This is a genomic window from Tepidibacter formicigenes DSM 15518 (assembly GCF_900142235.1).
GTDB classification, from domain to species: Bacteria; Bacillota; Clostridia; order Peptostreptococcales; family Peptostreptococcaceae; genus Tepidibacter; species Tepidibacter formicigenes.
This window is the reverse complement of record NZ_FRAE01000035.1, coordinates 1-23314: the sequence shown is the minus strand read 5'-3', so window position 1 is coordinate 23314 and position 23314 is coordinate 1. Positions and strand designations below refer to the sequence as shown.

Here is a 23314-nt window from a genome sequence, read left to right as displayed (position 1 = left end):
TTTAGAAACATCATTGATTTTACCTGTATAACCACTCATAAACATTGATTTCACTATATTTTGCATATGTTTTATTTGTGGTTTTGTAAGATATAAGTCATATTTTAGTTCTTTTAAAAATTTGTCTAATGTTAATTCATTTGTTATAATTAAGTTCTGAAACATTTATGCAACACCACCTGTTATGTTTTTGTGTAGGAACTTAATTATAACAAGGTTTTGCATAAATGTTTTTTATTTTATTGTAATGGAAAATTATTGAAGTGTTTTTGCACTTTCATAGACAATACTTAAAAAGTAAAGTAGGTGTCTATATGAATAAATTAAATGAAAATAAAGGATTCACAGTATTAGAAATAATATTATCTTTAGCAATAATAGAAATAATAATATTGTCTTTTATAAGTATTTTTTCTAATTGCTTTATTTGGTCTTTAAAGTCAAAGGAAAAATTAGAAGCACTAAGTTTAGCTCAAGAATATATTGAAAAAATAAAAGCTGATGATATAGATACTTTAATACAAGATTATAATAAAAAGTATTTTAATGAAGGGAAATATACTATAGAAACTGTTTTAGAATCAAAAAATAATGAATTTAATATTAAAAATTCATTAAAAATAATAGTCAAGGTTGAAAAAGATAATAATGAAATAATAAATCTTCAAAGTTATAGAAAAATAAGGTGATTTTGTGATAAATGAGAAAGGATATATATTGATTACTACTCTTTTTGTGTTTTTTATATTATCAATTTTAAGTATAACAATAATTAGTATTTCCTTTGCTAATTATTGTATTCAAAATATATATATTAATTCAAAGAAATGCTTTTATATGAGTGAAGGAGGCTTAGACATTGTTTATGGAAAAATTATAGATGAGATTCAGTGTGCTATAGAATATGGAAAAGATGAGCTAGATAAGTTTATGAATTTTGAATATAAAAGCTTTATACAAGGAGAAATAAATAAAGAATTAATGGGAGAAGATAGTATTTACTTAAATGTAATATTAAATGAATATGAAGTTTCTTATGATTTAAATGAGGAAAATATAGAAGAAAAATTAAATGAAGAATTTCAAAAGGGTTATAAAAATTATTTTTTGTTAGGAAGTAAAAAATATAATTTCATAAAAAATATAGAAAAAATAAAAAGCAATGGTTTGAAAATAAATTTAGTAGATGATTTGGTAAAAATAGAAAATAATAAAATAAAATTTAAAGTAGCTTCTTCTTATAAAAAAGGAAAAATAGAAAAGCAAATAGAATCGGATTTTTATATAAAAATTCCTAATAAAAAAGAAAATTACACAAATTATTATTTTAAAAACAAAGAAGAATTAATAATATGTGATGATAAAAAAAGTAAAAATATAAATGAACTTATAGAAGTTAGAAATTGGATTAGGAGGAGATAAGTTATGGATAACAAAGGAGTGTAACTTTGATAGAGCTTTTGGTGTGTATTAGTATAATTTCTATATTAATATCAATACCTATATGTAAATTTTATTTAAAAGATTATAAGATAGATTCATTTGTAAGGCAGCTTTGTAGTGATATAAGGTATACAAGAATAAGAAATATTAATTCGGATTATTCAACGTATATATACTATAATAAAAAGTCCAATGGAATAAATTCATATATATTAAGAGAGAATGGTAAAAATAAAAAAGAAGTTGAACTTCCAAAAAATACAGATATTTACCATACTTCTCAGAAAATAATATTTACATTAACAGGTTCTCTTAATAATCAAGGAGATATTATAACTATAATTGACAGAGATAGAAACAAAAAAAGAGAAATTACTATAGTTCCTTTTAGTGGTAGAATTTTGGTGAAAGAAGGCATTTATGAATAGACCTAAATTTAGGTCTATTTTAATTTAAATAAAAAGGAAGGTTTTTTATGAATAAAAAAGGTTTTACACTTATAGAAGTTATAATTTCACTAGGTCTTACTAGTATATTAATGCTTTTATCATTTAATATAATCTTTTTAAATGTAAAGATGTTTAATAAAACTGAAGCTAGAATAGAGATTCAAGAACAAGCTCAGTTTATAAAGGAATTTATAGAAAATAAATTGTATCTTTCTTCTGGAGTTCATAGTGTAATAAATAAAGATGGATATAAAATTAAAAGTAAAGATTTTAAAGAAGGAGAAATAAAAGAGTTAAGATTCGTATTATCAGATAATGTAGAAGGAATATATATAGACAATAAAAGAAAAAAGATGTTTTATAGAAGGAATTTGATGTATAATGGATATGAAATTGGGGATTATGTAAAAAAATTCAATATTGAAAAAATAAGTGAAGGTAAGGGGGTAAAGATTTATTTAGAAATGGAAAAAAATAAGGAAATTATGAATATTGAATTTTTAGTTTATTTTAGAAATTATAGTATCTAGTAATTTTAATATATAAATATAATGATAATAAAATATTTTAATAATTGGGAGATGTTAAATATGTATGAATTAAGAAATTATATGGAAGATATTGTGGGTATTTATTTAGGAAAGGTTTTACAAAGATATAATAAAATTTGTAAATGTGAAAAATGTATTTTAGATATAAAAGCTATAGCTTTAAATAATTTACCTCCTAAATATTGTGTATCAGAAAAAGGAAAAGTTTTTACTAAAATAAATGAAATGAATAGTCAATTTAATGTAGATATTATGAATCAATTGGTAAAAGCAGTTGAAATAGTTAGTAAAAATCCTCATAATGGAGTTGAGTAATTTGAAAAACATAGTATTAGTAGGATTTATGGCTACTGGAAAAAGTACAATAGGGAAAAAACTTTCTAAAAAGCTCAATATGAATTTTATTGATACTGATTTGCTTATTGAAGAAAAAGAAAATATGAATATTAGTAATATATTTAAAGAAAAAGGAGAAAGTTATTTTAGAGATTTGGAAACTTCAATTTTAAGAAATATATTAGATAAAGAAGGCATAATATTATCTACAGGAGGGGGAATAATAGAAAAAGAATATAATATTAACTTGTTAAAAAAAATTGGAACTGTAATATGGTTAAAAGCAAATAAAGATACTATAATTAGAAATTTAAAAACATCAAATATACAAAGACCTTTACTAAAAACTGAAAATATAGCTGAAAAGATAAATAATCTTCTAAATAATAGAATAGATAAATATAAAAAAGCTTCTGATATAATAATAAAGGTAGACGACAAAAATATACAGGAAGTAGTTTTTAATATACTACTCAATTTAAACAAAGTATGATATTATATATATGGTAAAAATTATATTATGAGGTGTTTTTGTGAAAAAAATACTAATTTTAAATGGGCCTAATCTAAATTTGTTGGGATTTAGAGAAAAAAATGTATATGGTAAAAGCAGCATAAAAGACTTAGAAAATTTTATTTTAAATGAATGTAAAAAATATGATATAAGTGTAGATTTTTTTCAGAGCAATCATGAAGGAGAAATAATAGATAAGCTTCATGATTGTATTGGATTTTACGAAGGTATAATAATAAATCCAGGTGCTTATACTCATTACAGCTTTGCAATATATGATGCAATAAAGGCTATAAATATACCTACAGTTGAAGTTCATATTTCAAATATTCATTGTAGAGAAGAATTTAGACAAAAAAGTGTAACAGCTGGGTCTTGTATAGGTCAAATATCAGGATTTGGTTTTTACAGTTATATACTTGGAATTTATTCTTTACTTGAATACTTAAAGGGGGAAGATAAATGAATAATAGAATAAAAAAACTCAAAGAAGAAATGAAAAATAGAGATTTAGATGCTGTTTTAATATATAAGCCTGAAAATAGAAGATATATTTCAGGATTTACAGGAACTGCAGGATATGTGCTTATAACAGAAGATAAAAGTATATTTTTTACAGACTTTAGATATATACAACAGGCTGCAAGTCAATGTAAAGGATTTGAAATACTTGAAATATCAAGAAATAAGCCTGTAACAGAATATTTAGAAAATATGAATATAAAGAATTTAGGATTTGAAGATGATTATATGGACTTTTCTACATATTCTAAATTTACTGATGAGCTTAAAAATATAAAATTTATACCTTTAAAAGGATTAATGCTATCTTTAAGAGTTGTAAAAGATGAAGATGAAATAAATACTATAGCAAAGGCTGCTAGTATTGCAGATGAAGCTTTTAAACATATATTAACATACATAAAACCTGGAATTTCTGAAAAAGATATAGCATTAGAGCTTGAATATTTTATGAAGAAAAAGGGTGCTACAGGACTTTCCTTTGAGTCTATAGTAGCTTCTGGAAAGAGATCCTCTCTTCCTCATGGAGTTGCAAGTGATAAGCTAATAGAAAAAGGAGATTTCTTGACATTAGATTTTGGTTGTATATATAATGGATATTGTTCTGATATGACTAGAACTATAGTTATAGGCAAAGCAAGTGATGAGCAAAAGAACATATATGAAATTGTTTTAAATGCTCAAATTAAGGCTTTAGAAGCTGTAAAGCCTGGTATTACTGGTTGTGAACTAGATAAAATTGCTAGGGACATTATAACTGATGCAGGTTATGGAGATAAATTTGGACATGGACTTGGCCATGGCGTAGGTCTTGAAGTACATGAAATGCCTCATGTAAATTCACTAGGTACAAATCCATTACTACCTGGTATGGTTATAACAGATGAACCTGGTATTTATATTCCTGACTTTGGAGGAGTTAGAATAGAAGATTTAGTTGTAGTTACAAAGGATGGGTATAAAGTACTATCTAACTCACCTAAGGAATTAATAGAATTATCATGCTAAAAAATTAAATAATGGAGGGATAATAATGGTTTCAGCAGGAGATTTTAGAAAAGGAGTTACTTTTGTAAAAGATGGTCAACCATGTTTAGTAGTTGATTTTCAACATGTTAAGCCTGGTAAAGGATCAGCATTTGTTAGAACTAAATATAGAAATTTAAAAACAGGAGCTATAAGAGAAGAAGCTTTTAATCCAAGTGATAAATTCCCAAAAGCTCATATAGAAACAAAGCAAATGCAGTATTTATATAATGATGGTGAATTATATTACTTCATGGACAATGAAACTTACGATCAAGTTCCTTTAAACTATGATCAAGTTGAAGAGGCAATTAAATTCTTAAAAGAAAATGATAGTGCTACTATTAGATTTTATGAAGGACAAGCTTTCCAAGTTGAAGCGCCAAACTTTGTAGAATTAGAAGTAATAGAAACAGAGCCAGGAGTAAAAGGAGATACTGCAACTAATGTAACAAAAGCTGCAACAGTTGAAACTGGTGCTGTAGTACAAGTTCCTTTATTTGTAAACATAGGAGATAAAATAAAAATAGATACTAGAACAGGAGAATACCTATCTAGAGTTTAATATATCTTCTTATTGGGTATAATATATATATCAGTTTGTTAAATCTGCTTTAAATTGCATTTTTACAGAAGGAGAAATGGTAATTTAAGTAGAATATATTAACTAATCTTTGTGTAAGTTAATTTAACAGCACAAAAGATTTTATAATAAGGAGGTATATAATATGCAATATTTATATGAAAAAGTAGCATATTTAAAAGGATTAGCAGAAGGTCTAGGAATTGACGAAAATAGCAAAGAAGGAAAGCTTTTAATGCATATTGTAGATGTTTTAGAAGATTTTGCTGATGCAATAGTTGAAATTGAAGAAGAACAAAGTGAAATGGCTGAATACATAGAGTCAATAGATGAAGACTTAGAAGATTTAGAAGAAGAGGTATATGAAGAAGATTCTGAAGATGAAGAATTTGAATATATAGAAGTTCAGTGTCCAAGTTGTGGAGAAGAAGTAGAAATAGATGAAGATTTATTATATGATGATGATGTAGACATTCTTTGCCCAAACTGTAAAGAAGTTATATTATTTGCAGAAGAAGATTGTCACTGCCATGGTGATCATGAACACGATAACTGCCACTGTGGTAATCATGAAGAGTAATAAAAAGAAATTTGTATAAAAAATGACTGCTTTGAGCAGTCCTTTTTTATTTAAATTTCTTTACAATATTACTTTAAAAATAGTAAACTATAACTTGAAAAAGGTCCTTCAAATTTAGGAGGTAATAATATGATGTCAAATAAGAATATAAAAAAATTTATAAAAGAATTTGAAGAAAAAATAGGATATAAATTTAATAATGAAGATTATTTACTAGAAGCATTAACTCACAGCTCATATGCAAATGAAAATAAAAAAAATAATATAAAATATAATGAAAGACTAGAATTTTTAGGAGATTCTGTACTTAGTATAGTAATAAGCCATCATTTATTTATAAATCAAAAAGATTTACCAGAAGGAGAACTTACAAAGGTTAGAGCAAATATAGTTTGTGAGGAATCTTTAAGTGATGTAGCAAAAAGCTTAAATTTAGGAAAGTACCTTCTATTAGGAAAGGGAGAAGAAGTAACGGGAGGAAGAGAAAGGATATCAATTCTTGCAGATGCTGTAGAAGCAATTATTGGAGCAATTTATCTAGACAGAGGTCTTAAAGAAGCTACTGAATTTGTACTTTCTTTTATGGGTGATATAATACAGGATTCAATAAAAGGAAAAATATTTAGAGATTATAAAACACATCTTCAAGAAATTTTACAGAGTAAAACAAATGAAAAAATATATTATAATGTAATAGAAGAAATTGGACCAGATCATAATAAAAAATTTGTAATTGAAGTTAAATTAGGGAATGAAATATTAGGTAAAGGACAAGGAAAAAGCAAAAAAGAAGCAGAACAAATGGCTGCAAAAAAAGCACTAAAGAAGGTTGATAATTAATGAAGACAAGAATAATACCTATATTTGTACCTCATAGAGGCTGTCCCCATGATTGTATATTTTGCAATCAAAAGAAAATAACAGGAGTAGGTACAGATATTACAGAAGAAGAAGTTAAGAATATAATAGAAAGTTATTTAAAAACAATAGATAAAAACTGTCATATAGAAATAGCTTTTTTTGGAGGTAGTTTTACAGCAATAGATATAGAAATTCAAAAAAATCTTTTATCTATTGCAAAGGAATATGTAGATAAGGGCTTGGTAAAAGATATAAGACTTTCTACAAGACCTGATTGTATAAATAAAAATATTCTTAATATCTTAAAAGAAAATAAAGTTACTATAATAGAACTTGGAGTTCAATCTATGGATTTGAAGGTTTTAGATAACAGCATAAGAGGACATAGTGATTTAGATGTTGTAAAGTCATCAAAATTAATAAAGGAATATGGTTTTAAATTGGGACTACAAATGATGGCAGGACTTCCTTCTGACACTGAAGAAAAGTGCATATATACTGCAAAAAGATTTATAGATTTAAAACCAGATTTTGTTAGGATATATCCTACATTAGTTGTAAAAGATACAGGCCTTGAAAAATTATATAATGAAAAAAAATATAATCCTTTTAATTTAGAAGAAACAATACAAATAGTAAAAAAACTTCTAGTTTTATTTTACTTAAATAGTATAAAGGTTATAAGAGTTGGGCTTCAAGCTACTGAAGATATAGCCCTTGGAAGGGATGTGATTTGTGGGCCGTATCATCCTTCTTTAAGAGAACTTATAGAATCTAGAATTTATAGAGACTATATTGAAATTTTAATAAAAGATAAAAATATAAAAGAAAAAATAATAATATATGTAAATAAAAAAAATATATCTAAAATAGTTGGAAATAAAAAAGCTAATATAGAATATTTAAGAGAAAAGTATAAAATAAATTTAAAAATTCAGGAAAGAATATTAAATCTTGATGAAATTTATTTTAATTATAATAACAATGAATATAAAACTAATATAAAAGAAATATATAACAAATTGTATAACATATATAAATTTTAGCATGGGGGGATTTTTTTGTATCTAAAAAAATTAGAGCTAAAGGGATTTAAATCCTTTCCTAGTAAAACTGATATTGTATTTGAAAATGGAATAACATCAATTGTTGGACCTAACGGAAGTGGAAAAAGTAATGTCCTAGATGCCATTAGATGGGTTTTAGGTGAACAAAGTATTAAAAGCTTAAGAGGAGACAAGCTTGAAGATGTAATATTTATTGGTTCAGATAGTAAAAAGCCAATGAACTATTGTGAAGTAGTTCTTACAATTGATAATAAAGATGGAATTTTAGATATAGACTATAGTGAAGTTTCTATAAAAAGAAGAGCTTATAGATCTGGAGAAAGTGAATTTTATATAAATAATAAACCTTGTAGATTGAAAGATGTAAAAGAGCTTCTTTTAGATACAGGTATAGGAAGAGAAGGATATTCAATAATTGAACAGGGGAAAATTGATGAAATATTAAGTAATAATTCAAATAATAGAAGAAAAGTATTTGATGAAGCTTGTGGAATATCTAAGTATAGGTATAAAAAGCAAGAAGGAGAAAAAAATCTAAAAAATACAAAAGAAAACTTAGATAGAATTAATGATATTTTCTATGAAATAGAAAATCAATTAAAGCCTTTAGAGGTTCAAAAAAATAAATCATTAAAATATATAGAACTAAAAGAAGAATTAAAGGTACTAGAGGCAAACAATTATATAAGAGAAATTGAAGCACTAGATATACAGTTAAAAGAGTTAAATAATCACAGCAAAATACTATTAAATCAATTAAATGAATTAGAAAAAACTAAAAATAATAAAGAAGAAGAAATTTCTAATTTAGAAAGTGATTTGACTTCTCTTGAAGTAAAAATAAATGATTCTAATGAAAGCATACATAAATTAAAAGTAGAAATAGATCATAAAAAAGCAGACTTAAATTTATTAAATGAAAAAATAAAAAATATAGAAAATAATAAAGATAGAAAAGAAAAAGAATTACTAGAGTTAGAATGTAGGAAAGAAAAAAATGAGAAAGAGTTACAGAATTTATTACAAGACAATGAAAAACTAAAGTTAAAGTTAGATGATTTAAAAGAACAAAGTGGTTTTATTCAAGAAAAAACAAATAAATATAGAGAAAATTTAAGATTAAAAGAGGAAAAAGTAGAAAACTTTAAAGATAGTATAATAAATATATTAGATGAAAAAAATGAAAAAAATATGAGATTGTCCAGCTTTAACACTAGCTTAGAAAATATAAAAAATAGACAAGAGGAAGTAAAAAGAGAATTAGAAGGTACAAACTTAAAAATAGTCACTAAGCAAGAGGAGTTAAGTAAAAACCTTAAATTAAAAGGAGAATATGAACAAAAGTTAAATGAATTTATAGAAAATAAAAATTTACAAATAAAAAACTTAGACAAATTAAAAAATGATTTAAAAAATATTGAAGAAAATATTAATAACAAAAAATTAAAGATAAATGAGTACACTTCAAAGTTAAATATATACTATGAAATGGAAAAACAGTATGAAGGATTTAATAAAGGTGTAAAACAAATACTTAAAAATAAGAGTTTAAATGGAATTTTGGGAGCTGTGGCTGAAGTTATAAAAGTACCTAAAGAATATGAAATATCAGTAGAAGTAGCACTTGGGTCATCTCTTCAAAATATAATTACAGAAGATGAAAATAGTGCTAAATTTGCAATAGAATATTTAAAGAAAAATAATTTTGGAAGAGTTACATTTTTACCTTTAAATATAATAAAAGGGAGAAAAATAAATATAGATGAAATTCCAAAAGTGGAAGGTCTTTTAGGAATAGCTAGTGATGTTGTAGAAGTTGACTTTAAATTTAAAAATATAATTGAGAATATATTAGGAAGAACAATATTAGTTGAAAATATTGATGTAGCTATAAAGCTTGGAAAAATTACTAAGCATAAATATAGAATAGTTACACTTCAAGGCGATGTATTTAATGCAGGAGGTTCTTTAACTGGAGGAAGTGTTAGAACTGTAAATAATTTACTTTCGAGAAAAAGAGTTATAGAAGAATTTGAGGAAAGTATAAATAATTCTAAAATAAAACTCGAAAAATTTATAAATGAAAGAAATGTTTTACAAAATAATTTAGAAATTAAAGATAAAGAGATTTATAATTTAGATTTAGAAATTAAAGATAAAGAAAAAATAAATTTGACTATTAATTCAGATATTAGTAAATTAGAAGAAGAAATAAATAACCTAAATGATATAAAAATAAAATTAGAAAGAGAAGAAAAAGGATTAAAAGAAAATTTAGATTATACCCAAAATGGAATAATATTTTTAAAAGAAAAAATAAAAAAATTAGAAGATAAGAGTTTAGATATAGAGAAAAACATCAAAAATATTACTAAGGAAAAAGAAATTGATAAACAAAAATATGAAAAAGACTTAGAAATTTTAAATAATATTAATCTTGATTTTGCTAAGTTTTCTCAAGTTTACGAAAATAATCAAAGAGAAATAGATAGAATAAATGATGAAATTGATAATATAAAAAGAGATTTAAAACAAAAGAAAGAAGAAATTAAAAAAGATGAAATAGAAAGAGAAGAAATAGGAGAAAAACTAATACTTATCAGAGTGGAAAAAGAAGAAAAAAATGAAAAAATAAAAGATGTAGAAAAAAAATTTGAAGATTATAAAGCAGAAAAAATAAAAGTATTAAATAATCTAAAAATGAAAAAAGAAAAACTTAAAAAAGTAGAAGAAAAATATTTAGATTTAAAAGAAAGTATATATAAGTTAGAAGGAAAAATAGAAAAATTGGAGTTAAATCAAGAAAACTATTTTAATAAACTATGGGAAAATTATGAAATGACCTTCCATGAAGCACTAAAGTTGAAAGATGATAATCTTGTAATAGAAAAAAAGAAAATAGAAGATATAAAAGCACATATTAAGCAACTGGGAAATGTAAATCTAGATTCTATTGAGGAGTATAAAGAGGTAAAGGAAAGATATGATTTTTATAAAGAACAAAAGCAGGATTTGGAAAAGTCTATAGATTCTATAGAAAAGCTTATACAAGATTTAGAAATAAACATGAAAAGAGAATTTAGTGCTAATTTTAAAAAGATTAATGAACACTTTATGATAGTGTATAAAAAATTATTTGGTGGAGGATATGGTGAGCTTAAAATAGTAGATAATTCAAATATATTGGAAAGTGATATTGAAATAACAGCTCAACCTCCAGGTAAGAAATTAAAAAATATAAATCTTTTATCAGGAGGAGAAAAGGCTTTAACAGCTATATCTATACTTTTTGCAATACTTCTTACAAAACCAACTCCATTTTGTATATTGGATGAAATAGAAGCACCTCTTGATGATGCGAATATATACAGATATGGTAAATTTTTAAAGGATTTATCTAAAAATACTCAATTTATATCTATTACACATAGAAGAGGTACTATGGAGGTTTCTGATTATATATATGGAGTCACTATGGAGGAAAAAGCAATATCTAAAGTGGTAAGTCTAAAGATAGAACAGGCAAAAGAATTAACTGAAGAAAATGTTAGCTAGGAGGAGATTTTATGTTAAAAAAAATATTTGATAAGTTCAAAAAGAAAGAAAATGAAGAAATAACAAGTAATGAAGAAGCGATACAAGAAGAGAAAGCAACGGACATAGTGGAACATGAAAAAATAGAAGAGGAAATAAATCAAAGTATAGATGAATTAATTGAACAAGAAATAACAAGTAATAAAGAAGCAGTACAAGAAGAAAAAATAGAAACTGAAGAAGATAAGCCAACTAAATTTAATTTATTTTCACGATTAAAGGAAGGTTTATCTAAAACTAAAAAAGGAATTACAGATAGGGTAGATAACCTTTTAAAAGTGTATGTAAAGGTAGATGAAGAATTATTTGAAGAATTAGAAGAAATACTAATAACTTCTGATATAGGAGTTAATACTACAATGGAAATTGTAGATGAACTTAGAAATAGAGTTAAGAGTAAAAAAATAACTGAAAGCGCTAATGTTAGAGATGAACTTAAGGATATACTAGCTGGTATTTTATCAGATGAACAAAATAAACTTAATATAGAACCTTCTCCGGTTATTATACTAGTTGTGGGAGTAAATGGAGTAGGAAAAACTACTACTATAGGAAAAATGGCTAACAGATTCAAAAAAGAAGGTAAAAGTGTTCTCTTAGCTGCAGGAGATACATTTAGAGCAGCAGCTATAGATCAACTTGAAGTTTGGGCTAATAGAGTAGGGGTAGACATAGTAAAGCATTCAGAAGGATCAGATCCTGGAGCTGTTATATTTGATGCAATAAAAGCAGCAAAATCTAGAAAAGCAGATATTTTAATATGTGATACTGCTGGAAGACTTCATAATAAGAAAAATTTAATGAATGAATTAGGTAAAGTATTCAAGATAGTTGATAGGGAATATCCTGAAGCTACAAAAGAAGTTTTACTTGTAGTAGATGCTACAACAGGTCAAAATGCAGTTTCTCAGGCAAAAGTTTTTAAGGAAGTTGCAAATATAACTGGAATAGTTTTAACAAAACTTGATGGAACTGCTAAAGGTGGAATAGTTCTTGCTGTAAAATCAGAGCTTGATGTTCCTGTAAAATTAATTGGAGTAGGGGAACAAATGGAAGATCTTCAAGATTTTGATTCTAAAGATTTTGTAAACGCATTATTTGGGGATGAAAATGAATAAAAAAATATTGACAAGATGTATTATCTGATATAAAATACATCTGTAAAGGTTGCGAACTTTACAGATGTATTTCTTTAGGAAGTGTTAATATGAATTTAGATAAGGTTATAGAAGTTAGCATTTTATTTGACTTTTATAAAGAACTTTTAACTGAAAAGCAAAGAGAAGTAATTAATTTTTACTACAATGAAGATTATTCATTAGGTGAAATTAGTGAAAATCTTAATGTTTCAAGACAAGGAATATATGATACTTTAAAAAGAGCAGAAAAAATATTACAAGATTATGAAAAAAAACTGCAATTAGTTAAAAAATTTAATGAAAGAAATAAATATATTGAAGATATATACAAAGAACTTGTTAATATAAAAAAAGAAATTAAAAGTGGTAAAGATTGCACTATTTTAGTCCCTAAGATTGAAAACTTAGAAGAAATTTGTAGGGAGTTGTTAGGATGATTTTTGAAGGATTAGCTGAAAAGCTTCAAAGTACCCTTGGTAAGTTAAAAGGGAAGGGAAAGTTAAATGAAAAAGATGTAAAAGATGCTATGAGGGAAGTAAAACTTGCGCTTCTTGAAGCAGATGTTAACTTTAAAGTTGTAAAAGACTTCGTGAATAAAGTTAAAGAAAGAGCTGTAGGTCAAGAAGTAATGGAAAGTTTAACTCCTGGACAGCATGTAATAAAAATTGTTAATGAAGAGCTGACTGCTTTAATGGGAAATGTTCAGAGTAAAATAAGCTTTTCATCAAAACCTCCTACTATAATAATGTTAGTTGGACTTCAAGGAGCAGGTAAAACTACAACTGGTGGTAAACTTGGAGGATTATTAAAAAAACAAGGGAAAAAACCATTATTGGTTGCGTGTGATATATACAGACCTGCTGCTATAAAACAATTACAAGTTGTAGGAGAAAAATTAGATATACCCGTTTTTTCAATGGGAGATAAAGAAGATCCTGTAAATATAGCTAAAGCTGGAATAAGCCATGCAGTTAAAAATAATAATGATTTAGTTATTATAGATACAGCTGGTAGACTTCATATAGATGAAGTACTAATGGATGAGCTTAAAAACATAAAAGCTGAAGTTAAGCCTCATGAAATACTTCTAGTTGTAGACTCTATGACAGGACAAGATGCAGTAAATGTAGCACAAAGTTTTAATGAAGCTTTAGGTATAGATGGAGTTATACTTACAAAGCTTGATGGAGATACTAGAGGTGGAGCTGCCCTTTCAGTAAGATCAGTTACAAATAAACCTATAAAATTTATAGGTATGGGAGAAAAACTAGAAGATTTAGAGCCTTTTCATCCAGATAGAATGGCATCTAGAATTCTTGGAATGGGTGATGTTCTTTCACTGATTGAAAAAGCTGAACAAGCTATAGATATTAAAAAGGCTAAAGAACTAGAAGCGAAAATTAAAAAACAGGAGTTTGATTTTGAGGACTTTTTAACTCAAATGGAGCAAATTAAGAGTTTAGGACCTTTAAACAAAATCATAGAAATGATTCCTGGGATAAGTGGAGCAAAAGAGCTTAAAAATATTGACTTTGATGATAAAGAAATAGTTAGAATACAGGCTATTATTCAATCGATGACAAAAAAAGAAAGAAAAGATCCATCTATATTAAATGCTAGTAGAAGAAGAAGAATAGCCAAAGGTAGTGGAACTACAGTACAAGAAGTAAATAGACTTGTCAAGCAATTTGAACAAACTAGAAAAATGATGAAACAATTTGGAGATTTAGAAAAAAGCATGAAAAAGGGAGGAAAATTTAAATTTCCTTTCTTTGGAAGATAGATTAAGACATTTAAGGGAGGTGAAATAAATGGCAGTAAAAATAAGATTAAGAAGAATGGGTGCTAAGAAAAAGCCTTTTTATAGAATAGTTGTTGCTGATTCACGTGCACCAAGAGATGGTAGATTTATAGAGGAAATAGGATACTACAACCCAGTATCTGAGCCGAAGCAAATCAAAATAGATGATGAAAAAGCAGTTAAATGGTTAAAGACTGGTGCTCAACCAACTGACACTGTTAGATCATTATTTAAGAAAAACGGTATTATTGAATAGGTATCCTTCTAATAGGAGGTGGAAGTCATGGGAGAATTAGTGGAAAAAATCGCTAAATCTCTAGTTGACAACCCTGATGAAGTAGTTGTTAATGAGATAGAAGGAACACAATCTGTGATTGTGGAATTAAAGGTTGCCCAAGAAGATATGGGTAAAGTAATAGGAAAGCAAGGTAGAATTGCTAAAGCTATTAGAACTTTAGTAAAAGCTGCTGCTATTAAGGAAAAGAAAAAAGTAAGTGTAGAAATTATACAATAAAGGATTAGGATAACCCTAATCCTTTTTGTGCATATTTTTATATATTTTTTATAATGTAAGGAAAAAATAATTTTACAATCCATATAAAATCTAATATAAAAGTAGGTGAAATAATGGTAGAATACTTTAAAGTTGGACAAATAGTAAATACTCAAGGGTTAAAAGGAGAAATGAGAGTATACCCTTTAACTGATTATAAAGAAAGATTTGAAGAATTGGATTGGGTATATATTGGAGATGACTTAGAAACTAAATATGAAATAGAAAAAGTTAGATATAAAAATAATTTGGCAGTACTTAAAATAAAAGGAATAGATAATGTAAATGAAGTAGAAAAGCTAAGAAATAGATATTTAAAAGTTCCAAGAGAAAATGCAAGAAAACTTGAAGAAGATGAATATTTTATAGCAGATTTAATAGGTCTTAAATCATTTACTTTAAGTGGAGACTATATAGGGATACTAGAGGATGTAATACAAACTGGAGCTAATGACGTTTATGTAATAAAAAATGAAGAAGGAAAGGAATTCTTAATTCCTGCTGTTAAAAAATTTGTTCCTGAAATAAATATGGAAGATAAAAAGATTATAATAGATCCAATAGAAGGAATGATATAATGAGATTTCATATAATGACATTGTTTCCACAAGTTTTTGAAGGATATTTAAATGAAAGTATAATAAAAAGAGCAGTAGAAAAAGGTTTAATAGAAATATATTTATACAACATAAGGGATTTTTCAAAGAATAAACATAAAAAAGTTGATGATTATCCATTTGGAGGAGGAGCAGGAATGGTAATGACTCCTCAACCTATATATGATACGTATAATTATATAATAGATAAATTTAATATAAAAGATCCAAAGGTTATATACTTAACTCCAAAAGGAAAAGTATATAATCAAGAATTAGCTCAAGATTTTTCAACTGATGAAGATATAATACTTCTTTGTGGACATTATGAAGGTATAGATCAAAGAATTATAGATTTAATTGTAACCTATGAGATTTCAATAGGAGATTACGTATTAACAGGAGGAGAACTTCCTGCTCTTATATTAGTAGATTCTATATCAAGACTTATTCCTGGAGTTTTAGGTCAGGAAGAATCTTTTATGGAAGAATCTTTTAAAGATAATCTTCTTGAATATCCACACTACACAAGGCCGAGAGAGTTTATGGATCAAAAAGTGCCTGATGTATTACTTTCTGGAAATCATAAGATGATAGACGAATGGAGAAGACAAAAATCTATAGAGATAACTGCTCGAAAAAGACCTGATTTAATAAAAAAAGCAGATCTTACTGATAAAGATAAAAAATATATAGAAAAAATCAATAAAAAGCATTGAAAATGATTTGTTTTCATGATAAAATTTAAAAGGTTGAAAATAACGGGCGTTCCTCTGTTATAAAAAATAATTATGAACGTCTAGGATTAGGAGGAAAAAAATGATGGATATAATAAGAGCTATCGAAAACGAACAATTAAGAAATGATGTACCAGACTTTGGACCTGGGGACACGGTAAAGGTATACCTTAAAATCAAAGAAGGAAAAAGAGAAAGAATCCAGTTATTTGAAGGTGTAGTTATTAAAAGACAAGGTGGAGGAGCTAGAGAAACTTTCACTGTAAGAAAAATATCTTTTGGTGTAGGTGTTGAAAAAATATTACCTGTTCACTCACCAAAAATTGAAAAAATCGAAGTTACAAGAAGAGGTAAAGTTAGAAGAGCTAAAATCAACTACATACGTGAAAGAGTTGGTAAAGCTGCTAAAATTAAAGAAGCTAAATAGTTTATTTTATAGGGACTGTTATTCAGTCCCTTTTAAATTATATTTTTATAATAATTTCATGTAAGTTTGTTAAAAATGCAAATAATATAAAATTAATAAAATGGGTGTGATAATATGAAAAATATGGATAACAGAATGAACATAAATTGGTATCCTGGTCATATGAAAAAGACTAAGGATTTACTTAAGAATAATTTAAAGCTCATAGATGTAGTAGTAGAACTTTTGGATAGTAGAATACCTTTTAGTAGTAAAAATCCTGATATAGATAAAATAATACAAGGAAAGCCAAAGGTTGTAGTACTAAATAAATCAGATATGGCAGATTCAGAAAAATTAAAAATGTGGCAGGATTACTATGCTGCACAAGGTATTAAAGCTATTCCTGTAAATACTATAGGAGGAAAAGGCGTAGATAAGATAGTAGAAGAGTGTAAAAATGTCACAAGAGAAAAGATGGAAGCTTTAATTAAAAAAGGAAGAAAAGAAAGGCCTATAAGAATTATGATAGTTGGAGTTCCTAACGTTGGAAAATCAACCCTTATAAATAAATTAACAGGTAGAAAAAGTACTCAAACAGGAGATAGGCCAGGAGTAACTAAAGGAAAACAGTGGGTTAGATTAAAAGGAAATTTAGAACTTTTAGATACTCCAGGAATACTGTGGCCTAAATTTGAGGATGAGCAGGTAGCACTTAATCTAGCATTTACTAGAGCTATAAAAGATGAAGTTTTGGATATAGAAACTCTTGCTTTAAGATTAATAGAAAAATTAATGATTATAGCTCCAAATAATTTAAAAGAAAGATATAGGCTAAATAAATTAGGAGATACTCCTCTTGAAACTATGGATATGATTGGAGAAAAAAGAGGATGTATTATGGCTGGTAGAGAACTTGATTATACTAGAATAGCAAACATAGTTTTAAATGAGTTTAGAGAAGGTAAAATAGGTAAAATAACTTTAGAAGTTCCCCAAGATTTAGTCAATGATAAAATAGAGGAAGAGTAATTCTTTCTCTATTTTTATTTTTTTAATATAATTTATATATAGTTATTATAAAGGAGATGAAATTATGTTTGAAAATATGAATGTAAAAGAAATAAATGAATTTATAAATAATGTAGAAATAAGGGATTATATGAAATACATAGATATACTAAGAAATGATAAAAGAAAATCTGTTCAAAAAATAGCTATAAAACTTTCTAAGAAATTAGATGATATAAGAAAAGAAGAAAAAAGAATTGAAAAATTAAAAACATTTGAAAGAGAAGGATATGAAAAAGGATATAAATATATAGGTGGTATAGATGAAGCTGGAAGAGGTCCTCTTGCAGGTCCTGTAGTTGCTGCAGTTGTAGTATTAAATGAGGACACAGTAATACATGGAATAAATGATTCTAAAAAATTAAGTGAGAAAAAAAGAGAAGAGCTATTTGAAATAATAAAAAAAGAGGCAGTAGATTATGGTATAGGAATAGTTAGCAATGAAGAAATAGATGAGTTTAATATTTTAAATGCAACTTATATGGCTATGAAAAAGGCAGTAAATAGTCTTAAAAATAAACCAGATTATTTACTAATTGATGCAGCAACTATACCAAATATAGATATACCACAAAATTCTATAATACAAGGTGATGGTAAATCAATATCTATAGCAGCAGCAAGTATACTTGCAAAAGTTACTAGGGATAAAATGATGTATGAGTATGACGAAATATATTCTGAGTATAGATTTTCTAAACATAAAGGATATGGAACTAAAGAGCATTATGAGGCTATTGAAAAACATGGAATAACTCCTATTCATAGAAAGTCTTTTCTTAAATCTATTTTAAATGGTGATTAATATGAGAATTTCAGGATATAGTGATTTTAATTTAAGGGGCATTATATCAAAAAAAAATACTAAACTAGCTGAGCTTTTGAAAAATAGTAATGAAATAACAGGTAAAATAATTGATGTAAAATCAAATGCAGTTAAAATTTTATTGCAAAATGGAAGAGAGTTTTTAGCAAATAGTAATATCCCTCTTGAAAATTTACTTGGAGAAGAAATAAATTTTAAAATTTTAAAAGGGGCTAATGGATTAGTTCTTCAGCCTAAAATTGAAGGAACAGCACTTGAAAAAGAGCTTAATTTAAAAATAAATAATTTGATAAATGAGCTTAATATTCAAAATACTGAAGAAAATAAAGAATTGATAAAGGAAATGATAAAGCAAAATATACCTGTGAATAATAAAAATTTTAAATATTTAAAAGAAAATTTAGCATCTTTTAGGATTTTATCTAATTTATCTGAAGAAGAAATACAAAATCTAAATAAGGATATTACAGATATTAAAAATAAAGAGATAAGAGAAATAGTTAAAAACATGTATATAAATAAAGAAGGTAAAAATATAAAAGATATTTTAGGTGATTTAAAAAATATAGATTTAAAAGAGAAAAATATATTATTTTTATTTAAAAATAATTTTAAATTAAACACTGAAAATATGAAAATATTAGATAGTTTTTTAAAAGGAGAGAATATTGAGGATTTATTAAATAAAATCAATTCTTTACTTAGTAAAAGTGAAGAAATAGATAATGAAATTATAAAATTTGATAAATTATTAATTAAATATGCAGATATTAACAAAGAAAGTCAGTCAGTAGATAAAAAAGATATTAAACAAATAATTAAGAATTTTATAAAAAATCTTGAGGTAGATAAAGAAGTTAATATTGAAAAAATAAAAAAAAATCTAGAATCTTTAATAAAAAATTTAGGGCTTGAAAAAAATATAAAATTAGGAGAGTTAGAAGGAAAAGAGTTAAGTGAAATAGGTCAGAAATTGGAATTTTTAAACAATGTATCAAATGAGTATATGTACTTTCAAGTACCTTTTTATTATAAAGAGTATAAAAACCTAGCTGAAATTTTATTAAATGATAAAAATATAAATAAAGAAAAAAGTGGTAGATCAATAAGTATATTTATATCATTAAATACCCATAATTTAGATAGGGTAGATACTATGTTAAATTATTATAATGAAGATTTAAAAATATTGTTTGGAATAAGCAATGAAAATATATTAAAACTATTTAAATTAAATGAAAAAAAGTTAATAAACGCATTAAATAAAATAGGAATAAAAAATGTTCATATTAATTATAAAGTAAAAGAAGAAAGTGAAAGTATATTAAGTAATTTAGAATATATAAATAATAAATTTTCTAAATTTGATATATGGGTGTGATTATATGAAGTTAAAAAAAGGAAGTAAGATTGCAACTGCACTAAAGTATGATATAAATGAAGATGATGCTCCAAAGCTTATAGGAAAAGGAAAAGGTAAGATTGCAGAAAATATAATAGAAAGAGCTAAAGAAAATAAAATTCCTATATATGAAGATGAAAAATTAGCAAAGCAGCTTGAAACTCTGGAAATAGGACAGGAAATACCTCCAGAGCTTTATGAAGCTGTTGCACAGATTTTAGTATTTATTGCTGATATAGATTCAAAAAAGGGGTATTGATATGAATAATAGGGAAAAAGGGATTTTAGGAGAAAATATAGCAAGTGAGTATTTAATAAAAAACAATTTTAATATATTACAGAGAAATTATAGAACTAAATATGGAGAAATAGATTTAATAGCTTCAAAAGATAATAAAATAATTTTTGTAGAAGTTAAATCAAGAAATTCATTAGATTATGGTTATCCAAGTGAAGCTGTAAATTATAAGAAGCAAAATAAAATAATTTCTACTGCAAAATATTATATATTGTCTAATAATATTAATAATAATAATTTTAGATTTGATGTAATTGAAGTTTATTTAAAAAATAAAAATATTAATCACATAGAAAATGCATTTTGGGGTCACTAGGAGGATAAAATGTTTTATAATATTAAAAGTTCTTGTATATTAGGAATAGATGGATTTATTGTAGATGTAGAGATAGATTTATCTAAAGGGATACCTGTATTTAATATAGTAGGACTTCCTGATACTTCAATAAGGGAGTCAAAAGAAAGAATAAAATCTGCCATTTTAAATAGTGGATATCAATTTCCAAATTGTAGAATAATTATAAATTTATCTCCTGCCGATATTAAAAAGGAAGGTCCTTATTTTGATTTAGCCATGGCTGTTGGAATACTCAATAATAACTACGATTTAAAAAAAGAATATATTAAAGACACCTTGTTTTTAGGTGAATTATCACTAGATGGAAAGTTGAAAAAGATAAGAGGTGTTTTACCTATAATTATTGAGGCAAAAAATAAAAACTTTAAAAGAGTATTTCTTCCAATAGACAATTTGAAAGAAGCGTCATATATAGATGGAATAGAAGTATTTGGAGTTAAAAACTTAAGAGAACTAATTGATTTTTTGACTAATGAAACAAAACTCAATATACATAAAAAAGAAAAAATAAATTTAAGAGAAGAAGAATATAAGTTAGATTTTTCTGATATAAAAGGTAATTATTTAGTAAAAAGAGCATTTGAAATATCAGCTGCAGGAAATCATAATATATTAATGATAGGGCCTCCTGGATCTGGAAAGACAATGATAGCTAAAAGAATAAATACAATACTTCCTGACATGACAGAAGAAGAAATCATTGAAGTAAGTAAAATATATAGTGCAACTGGTCTTATAGACGAAAATATAGGAATTATAACTAAAAGACCATTTAGATCTCCCCATCATACAACAACAAAAACAGCAATTATTGGAGGAGGAAGTGATGCAAGACCAGGAGAAGTAGTACTTGCTCATAGGGGAGTACTATTCTTAGATGAACTTCTAGAATTTGATAGAAAAATTCTAGAAACATTAAGACAACCAATTGAAGATAAATATGTTAATATATCTAGGGTTAAAATGAATTTGAGGTACCCATGCAGTGTTCTTGTAATAGGTTCTATGAATCCTTGTCCGTGTGGATTTTACCAATCAGATAGGGAATGTAAGTGCTCACCTAGTGAAATAAAGAGGTATTTAAATAAAATTTCAGGACCACTACTTGATAGATTTGACTTATTTGTTGAAGTTAATCCTTTAAACTACGATGAATTTCAAAACAATGAAAATACAGAAAAATCCATTGATATAAAAAAGAGGATAGAAAAAGCAAGGAAAATTCAAATGGATAGATATAAGAATGAAGATGTACTTACAAATAATGAAATAAACACAAGAAATATTGACAAGTACTGCTCTTTGAATAAAGAAAGTAAGAGTTTTATTAAAAGTGTATTTACAAAACATAAATTTAGTTCAAGAAGTTATTATAAACTTTTAAAAACATCAAGAACTATAGCTGATTTAGAAGGAGAAGAAAATATAAATATAAATCATATATCAGAAGCTTTATCTTTTAGAAAAGCATATTTTAATTATTGGAATAATTAAAAAACAAAGGTAAAAAGGAGAAATCACATATGAGTAAATTACAGGAAATACTAGAATATAACAAATTATTTGTAGAAAATAAAAAATATGAAAAATATAAAGCGACAAAATACCCTGATAAGAAGATAGTAATACTATCTTGTATGGATACAAGGTTAACAGAACTTCTTCTTCCTGCTTTAAATTTAAAAAATGGGGATGCAAAAGTTGTTAAAAATGCTGGTGCTGTAATTACTCATCCTTATGGAAGTATAATGAGAAGTATTTTAGTAGCAGTTTATGAATTAAATGCTGAGGAAGTTTTTGTAATAGGACACCATGGATGTGGTGTAAGTAGTCTTAATGTAAAAGATATGATTGAAAAAATTATAAAAAGAGGTATATCAAAGGATATTATATATAATCTTGAAGATACAGAAGTTGATTTAAAAAAATGGTTTCAGGGATTTGATTGTGTGGGTGATTCTGTAAAAGAAAGTGTATCCATAATTAAAAATCATCCTTTAATACCTAAAGATATTTTTGTTCATGGACTTGTAATAGATCCTGAAACAGGAGAGTTAGAAGTTGTTGTAGATGGATACAAATAATTAATAAATATAATAATACTATCATAAAAACACTGTAAAAATATAAATGAAAAACATCCAAGGTAAGGATGTTTTTCGTTTATATAAATAAGCCTTAAAACCAATACTTATGTAATTTTTCTAATTTTTCATTACTTGATACAAGATATTTTTCAAAAAAGTGTTGACGTAATTAAATAAAGGTGATATATTATTACTTGTCCTCGACAAGAGGAAAAAACAAATTGAGCTTTGAAAATTAAACAGTAGGTTATAATGAATCACACCAAGTGATTCTGGATATAAAACATGAAGCCGATGAAGTTTATTTTGAGCAACGGAAATCTTTGATTTCGTTGGCGATATAAACGAAGTTTATTTTGAGAGTTTGATCCTGGCTCAGGATGAACGCTGGCGGCGTGCCTAACACATGCAAGTCGAGCGAGGAGATAAGAGCTTGCTCTTTGATCCTAGCGGCGGACGGGTGAGTAACGCGTGGGTAACCTGCCCTATACACATGGATAACATACCGAAAGGT

The 23314-nt window shown here is 26.0% G+C and carries 27 protein-coding genes, 1 rRNA gene and 2 pseudogenes; 29 read left to right on the top strand and 1 reads right to left on the bottom strand.

Annotated features, from left to right (window positions below; translation table 11 throughout):
• A pseudogene (locus tag BUA77_RS14870) lies at positions 1–165 on the bottom strand (IS701 family transposase); the annotation flags it as partial.
• Positions 166–314: 149 nt separating this feature from the next.
• On the opposite strand from BUA77_RS14870, the gene BUA77_RS08070 reads away from it, so the two are divergent.
• The 29 genes and pseudogenes from BUA77_RS08070 to BUA77_RS07930 all read left to right on the top strand — a co-directional run.
• Positions 315–689 (top strand): hypothetical protein, encoded by a 375-nt coding sequence (locus tag BUA77_RS08070; protein WP_072889044.1) that lies wholly within the window; start codon positions 315–317, stop codon positions 687–689.
• Positions 690–837: 148 nt separating this feature from the next.
• Positions 838–1422, top strand: a complete 585-nt coding sequence (locus tag BUA77_RS08065) for a hypothetical protein (protein WP_143151330.1) — start codon at positions 838–840, stop codon at positions 1420–1422.
• Positions 1423–1439: 17 nt separating this feature from the next.
• Positions 1440–1871 (top strand): annotated as a pseudogene (locus BUA77_RS08060) (hypothetical protein); the annotation flags it as partial.
• A 47-nt stretch (positions 1872–1918) separates the two neighbouring features.
• Positions 1919–2422: a prepilin-type N-terminal cleavage/methylation domain-containing protein gene (locus tag BUA77_RS08055; protein ID WP_072889036.1), complete on the top strand. Its 504-nt coding sequence runs from the start codon at positions 1919–1921 to the stop codon at positions 2420–2422.
• 60 nt (positions 2423–2482) lie between these two features.
• Positions 2483–2758 (top strand): late competence development ComFB family protein, encoded by a 276-nt coding sequence (locus tag BUA77_RS08050; RefSeq protein WP_072889034.1) that lies wholly within the window; start codon positions 2483–2485, stop codon positions 2756–2758.
• Between the two features lies 1 nt (position 2759).
• Complete coding sequence (locus BUA77_RS08045) at positions 2760–3272, top strand: shikimate kinase (protein ID WP_084605635.1); 513 nt, start codon at positions 2760–2762, stop codon at positions 3270–3272.
• 40 nt (positions 3273–3312) lie between these two features.
• Positions 3313–3759, top strand: coding sequence for a type II 3-dehydroquinate dehydratase (gene aroQ / locus BUA77_RS08040; protein WP_072889028.1), 447 nt, complete (start codon positions 3313–3315; stop codon positions 3757–3759).
• Positions 3756–4823 carry a M24 family metallopeptidase gene (locus BUA77_RS08035; RefSeq protein ID WP_072889026.1) on the top strand — a complete coding sequence of 356 codons (1068 nt, stop codon included), beginning with the start codon at positions 3756–3758 and terminating at the stop codon, positions 4821–4823. Before aroQ ends, BUA77_RS08035 begins: the two co-directional genes overlap by 4 nt.
• Positions 4824–4848: 25 nt before the next feature.
• Positions 4849–5406 carry an elongation factor P gene (gene efp, locus BUA77_RS08030; RefSeq protein WP_072889024.1) on the top strand — a complete coding sequence of 186 codons (558 nt, stop codon included), beginning with the start codon at positions 4849–4851 and terminating at the stop codon, positions 5404–5406.
• A gap of 163 nt (positions 5407–5569) precedes the next feature.
• On the top strand, positions 5570–6004 hold the full coding sequence (locus BUA77_RS08025) for a CD1247 N-terminal domain-containing protein (protein WP_072889021.1): 435 nt from the start codon (positions 5570–5572) through the stop codon (positions 6002–6004).
• Between the two features lie 129 nt (positions 6005–6133).
• The gene (gene rnc / locus BUA77_RS08020; RefSeq protein ID WP_072889018.1) at positions 6134–6844 is read left to right on the top strand and encodes a ribonuclease III; all 711 of its coding nucleotides are present in this window, start codon (positions 6134–6136) and stop codon (positions 6842–6844) included.
• Positions 6844–7911, top strand: coding sequence for an elongator complex protein 3 (locus BUA77_RS08015; RefSeq protein ID WP_072889015.1), 1068 nt, complete (start codon positions 6844–6846; stop codon positions 7909–7911). Before rnc ends, BUA77_RS08015 begins: the two co-directional genes overlap by 1 nt.
• A gap of 15 nt (positions 7912–7926) precedes the next feature.
• Positions 7927–11487 carry a chromosome segregation protein SMC gene (gene smc / locus BUA77_RS08010; RefSeq protein WP_072889013.1) on the top strand — a complete coding sequence of 1187 codons (3561 nt, stop codon included), beginning with the start codon at positions 7927–7929 and terminating at the stop codon, positions 11485–11487.
• Between the two features lie 11 nt (positions 11488–11498).
• Entirely contained in the window at positions 11499–12644 is a 1146-nt protein-coding gene (gene ftsY / locus BUA77_RS08005) for a signal recognition particle-docking protein FtsY (protein WP_143151329.1), read from the top strand.
• 89 nt (positions 12645–12733) lie between these two features.
• Entirely contained in the window at positions 12734–13102 is a 369-nt protein-coding gene (gene ylxM / locus BUA77_RS08000) for a YlxM family DNA-binding protein (protein ID WP_072889012.1), read from the top strand.
• Positions 13099–14448, top strand: coding sequence for a signal recognition particle protein (gene ffh, locus BUA77_RS07995; protein ID WP_072889011.1), 1350 nt, complete (start codon positions 13099–13101; stop codon positions 14446–14448). The genes ylxM and ffh overlap by 4 nt, the downstream gene beginning before the upstream one ends.
• 28 nt (positions 14449–14476) lie before the next feature.
• Positions 14477–14722: a 30S ribosomal protein S16 gene (gene rpsP, locus BUA77_RS07990; RefSeq protein WP_072889010.1), complete on the top strand. Its 246-nt coding sequence runs from the start codon at positions 14477–14479 to the stop codon at positions 14720–14722.
• A gap of 27 nt (positions 14723–14749) precedes the next feature.
• The gene (locus BUA77_RS07985) at positions 14750–14980 is read left to right on the top strand and encodes a KH domain-containing protein (RefSeq protein ID WP_072889009.1); all 231 of its coding nucleotides are present in this window, start codon (positions 14750–14752) and stop codon (positions 14978–14980) included.
• A 113-nt stretch (positions 14981–15093) separates the two neighbouring features.
• Positions 15094–15597 (top strand): ribosome maturation factor RimM, encoded by a 504-nt coding sequence (gene rimM, locus BUA77_RS07980; RefSeq protein ID WP_072889008.1) that lies wholly within the window; start codon positions 15094–15096, stop codon positions 15595–15597.
• Positions 15597–16334, top strand: a complete 738-nt coding sequence (gene trmD / locus BUA77_RS07975; RefSeq protein ID WP_072889007.1) for a tRNA (guanosine(37)-N1)-methyltransferase TrmD — start codon at positions 15597–15599, stop codon at positions 16332–16334. Before rimM ends, trmD begins: the two co-directional genes overlap by 1 nt.
• Positions 16335–16434: 100 nt before the next feature.
• Positions 16435–16779 (top strand): 50S ribosomal protein L19, encoded by a 345-nt coding sequence (gene rplS, locus BUA77_RS07970; protein ID WP_143151328.1) that lies wholly within the window; start codon positions 16435–16437, stop codon positions 16777–16779.
• A gap of 114 nt (positions 16780–16893) precedes the next feature.
• Entirely contained in the window at positions 16894–17790 is an 897-nt protein-coding gene (gene ylqF, locus BUA77_RS07965) for a ribosome biogenesis GTPase YlqF (protein ID WP_072889006.1), read from the top strand.
• A 64-nt stretch (positions 17791–17854) separates the two neighbouring features.
• Positions 17855–18634, top strand: coding sequence for a ribonuclease HII (locus BUA77_RS07960; RefSeq protein ID WP_072889005.1), 780 nt, complete (start codon positions 17855–17857; stop codon positions 18632–18634).
• A gap of 1 nt (position 18635) precedes the next feature.
• Complete coding sequence (locus BUA77_RS07955) at positions 18636–20036, top strand: hypothetical protein (RefSeq protein WP_072889003.1); 1401 nt, start codon at positions 18636–18638, stop codon at positions 20034–20036.
• A 4-nt stretch (positions 20037–20040) separates the two neighbouring features.
• The gene (locus BUA77_RS07950; protein ID WP_072889001.1) at positions 20041–20316 is read left to right on the top strand and encodes an EscU/YscU/HrcU family type III secretion system export apparatus switch protein; all 276 of its coding nucleotides are present in this window, start codon (positions 20041–20043) and stop codon (positions 20314–20316) included.
• 1 nt (position 20317) lies between these two features.
• Complete coding sequence (locus BUA77_RS07945) at positions 20318–20671, top strand: YraN family protein (protein ID WP_072888999.1); 354 nt, start codon at positions 20318–20320, stop codon at positions 20669–20671.
• 9 nt (positions 20672–20680) lie between these two features.
• A complete protein-coding gene (locus BUA77_RS07940) occupies positions 20681–22207 on the top strand; it encodes a YifB family Mg chelatase-like AAA ATPase (RefSeq protein ID WP_072888996.1) in 1527 nt (508 codons plus the stop codon).
• A 29-nt stretch (positions 22208–22236) separates the two neighbouring features.
• Positions 22237–22797, top strand: coding sequence for a beta-class carbonic anhydrase (locus BUA77_RS07935; RefSeq protein ID WP_072888994.1), 561 nt, complete (start codon positions 22237–22239; stop codon positions 22795–22797).
• A 355-nt stretch (positions 22798–23152) separates the two neighbouring features.
• Positions 23153–23314 (top strand): 16S ribosomal RNA (locus BUA77_RS07930); the annotation flags it as partial.

Excerpts from the sequence above, each read along its gene's own strand:
- rimM (WP_072889008.1), top strand. The coding sequence starts at position 15,094 with ATGGTAGAATACTTTAAAGTTGGACAAATAGTAAATACTCAAGGGTTA.
- BUA77_RS07955 (WP_072889003.1), top strand. The coding sequence starts at position 18,636 with ATGAGAATTTCAGGATATAGTGATTTTAATTTAAGGGGCATTATATCA.
- BUA77_RS08025 (WP_072889021.1), top strand. The coding sequence starts at position 5,570 with ATGCAATATTTATATGAAAAAGTAGCATATTTAAAAGGATTAGCAGAA.
- ffh (WP_072889011.1), top strand. The coding sequence starts at position 13,099 with ATGATTTTTGAAGGATTAGCTGAAAAGCTTCAAAGTACCCTTGGTAAG.
- BUA77_RS07935 (WP_072888994.1), top strand. The coding sequence starts at position 22,237 with ATGAGTAAATTACAGGAAATACTAGAATATAACAAATTATTTGTAGAA.
- BUA77_RS08065 (WP_143151330.1), top strand. The coding sequence starts at position 838 with ATGAGTGAAGGAGGCTTAGACATTGTTTATGGAAAAATTATAGATGAG.
- BUA77_RS07950 (WP_072889001.1), top strand. The coding sequence starts at position 20,041 with ATGAAGTTAAAAAAAGGAAGTAAGATTGCAACTGCACTAAAGTATGAT.
- BUA77_RS08070 (WP_072889044.1), top strand. The coding sequence starts at position 315 with ATGAATAAATTAAATGAAAATAAAGGATTCACAGTATTAGAAATAATA.
- BUA77_RS07940 (WP_072888996.1), top strand. The coding sequence starts at position 20,681 with ATGTTTTATAATATTAAAAGTTCTTGTATATTAGGAATAGATGGATTT.
- BUA77_RS08035 (WP_072889026.1), top strand. The coding sequence starts at position 3,756 with ATGAATAATAGAATAAAAAAACTCAAAGAAGAAATGAAAAATAGAGAT.
- efp (WP_072889024.1), top strand. The coding sequence starts at position 4,849 with ATGGTTTCAGCAGGAGATTTTAGAAAAGGAGTTACTTTTGTAAAAGAT.
- BUA77_RS07985 (WP_072889009.1), top strand. The coding sequence starts at position 14,750 with ATGGGAGAATTAGTGGAAAAAATCGCTAAATCTCTAGTTGACAACCCT.
- rplS (WP_143151328.1), top strand. The coding sequence starts at position 16,435 with ATGATGGATATAATAAGAGCTATCGAAAACGAACAATTAAGAAATGAT.
- ftsY (WP_143151329.1), top strand. The coding sequence starts at position 11,499 with ATGTTAAAAAAAATATTTGATAAGTTCAAAAAGAAAGAAAATGAAGAA.
- ylqF (WP_072889006.1), top strand. The coding sequence starts at position 16,894 with ATGAAAAATATGGATAACAGAATGAACATAAATTGGTATCCTGGTCAT.
- BUA77_RS08015 (WP_072889015.1), top strand. The coding sequence starts at position 6,844 with ATGAAGACAAGAATAATACCTATATTTGTACCTCATAGAGGCTGTCCC.
- rnc (WP_072889018.1), top strand. The coding sequence starts at position 6,134 with ATGATGTCAAATAAGAATATAAAAAAATTTATAAAAGAATTTGAAGAA.
- trmD (WP_072889007.1), top strand. The coding sequence starts at position 15,597 with ATGAGATTTCATATAATGACATTGTTTCCACAAGTTTTTGAAGGATAT.
- BUA77_RS07960 (WP_072889005.1), top strand. The coding sequence starts at position 17,855 with ATGTTTGAAAATATGAATGTAAAAGAAATAAATGAATTTATAAATAAT.
- BUA77_RS08055 (WP_072889036.1), top strand. The coding sequence starts at position 1,919 with ATGAATAAAAAAGGTTTTACACTTATAGAAGTTATAATTTCACTAGGT.
- rpsP (WP_072889010.1), top strand. The coding sequence starts at position 14,477 with ATGGCAGTAAAAATAAGATTAAGAAGAATGGGTGCTAAGAAAAAGCCT.
- BUA77_RS08050 (WP_072889034.1), top strand. The coding sequence starts at position 2,483 with ATGTATGAATTAAGAAATTATATGGAAGATATTGTGGGTATTTATTTA.
- BUA77_RS07945 (WP_072888999.1), top strand. The coding sequence starts at position 20,318 with ATGAATAATAGGGAAAAAGGGATTTTAGGAGAAAATATAGCAAGTGAG.
- ylxM (WP_072889012.1), top strand. The coding sequence starts at position 12,734 with ATGAATTTAGATAAGGTTATAGAAGTTAGCATTTTATTTGACTTTTAT.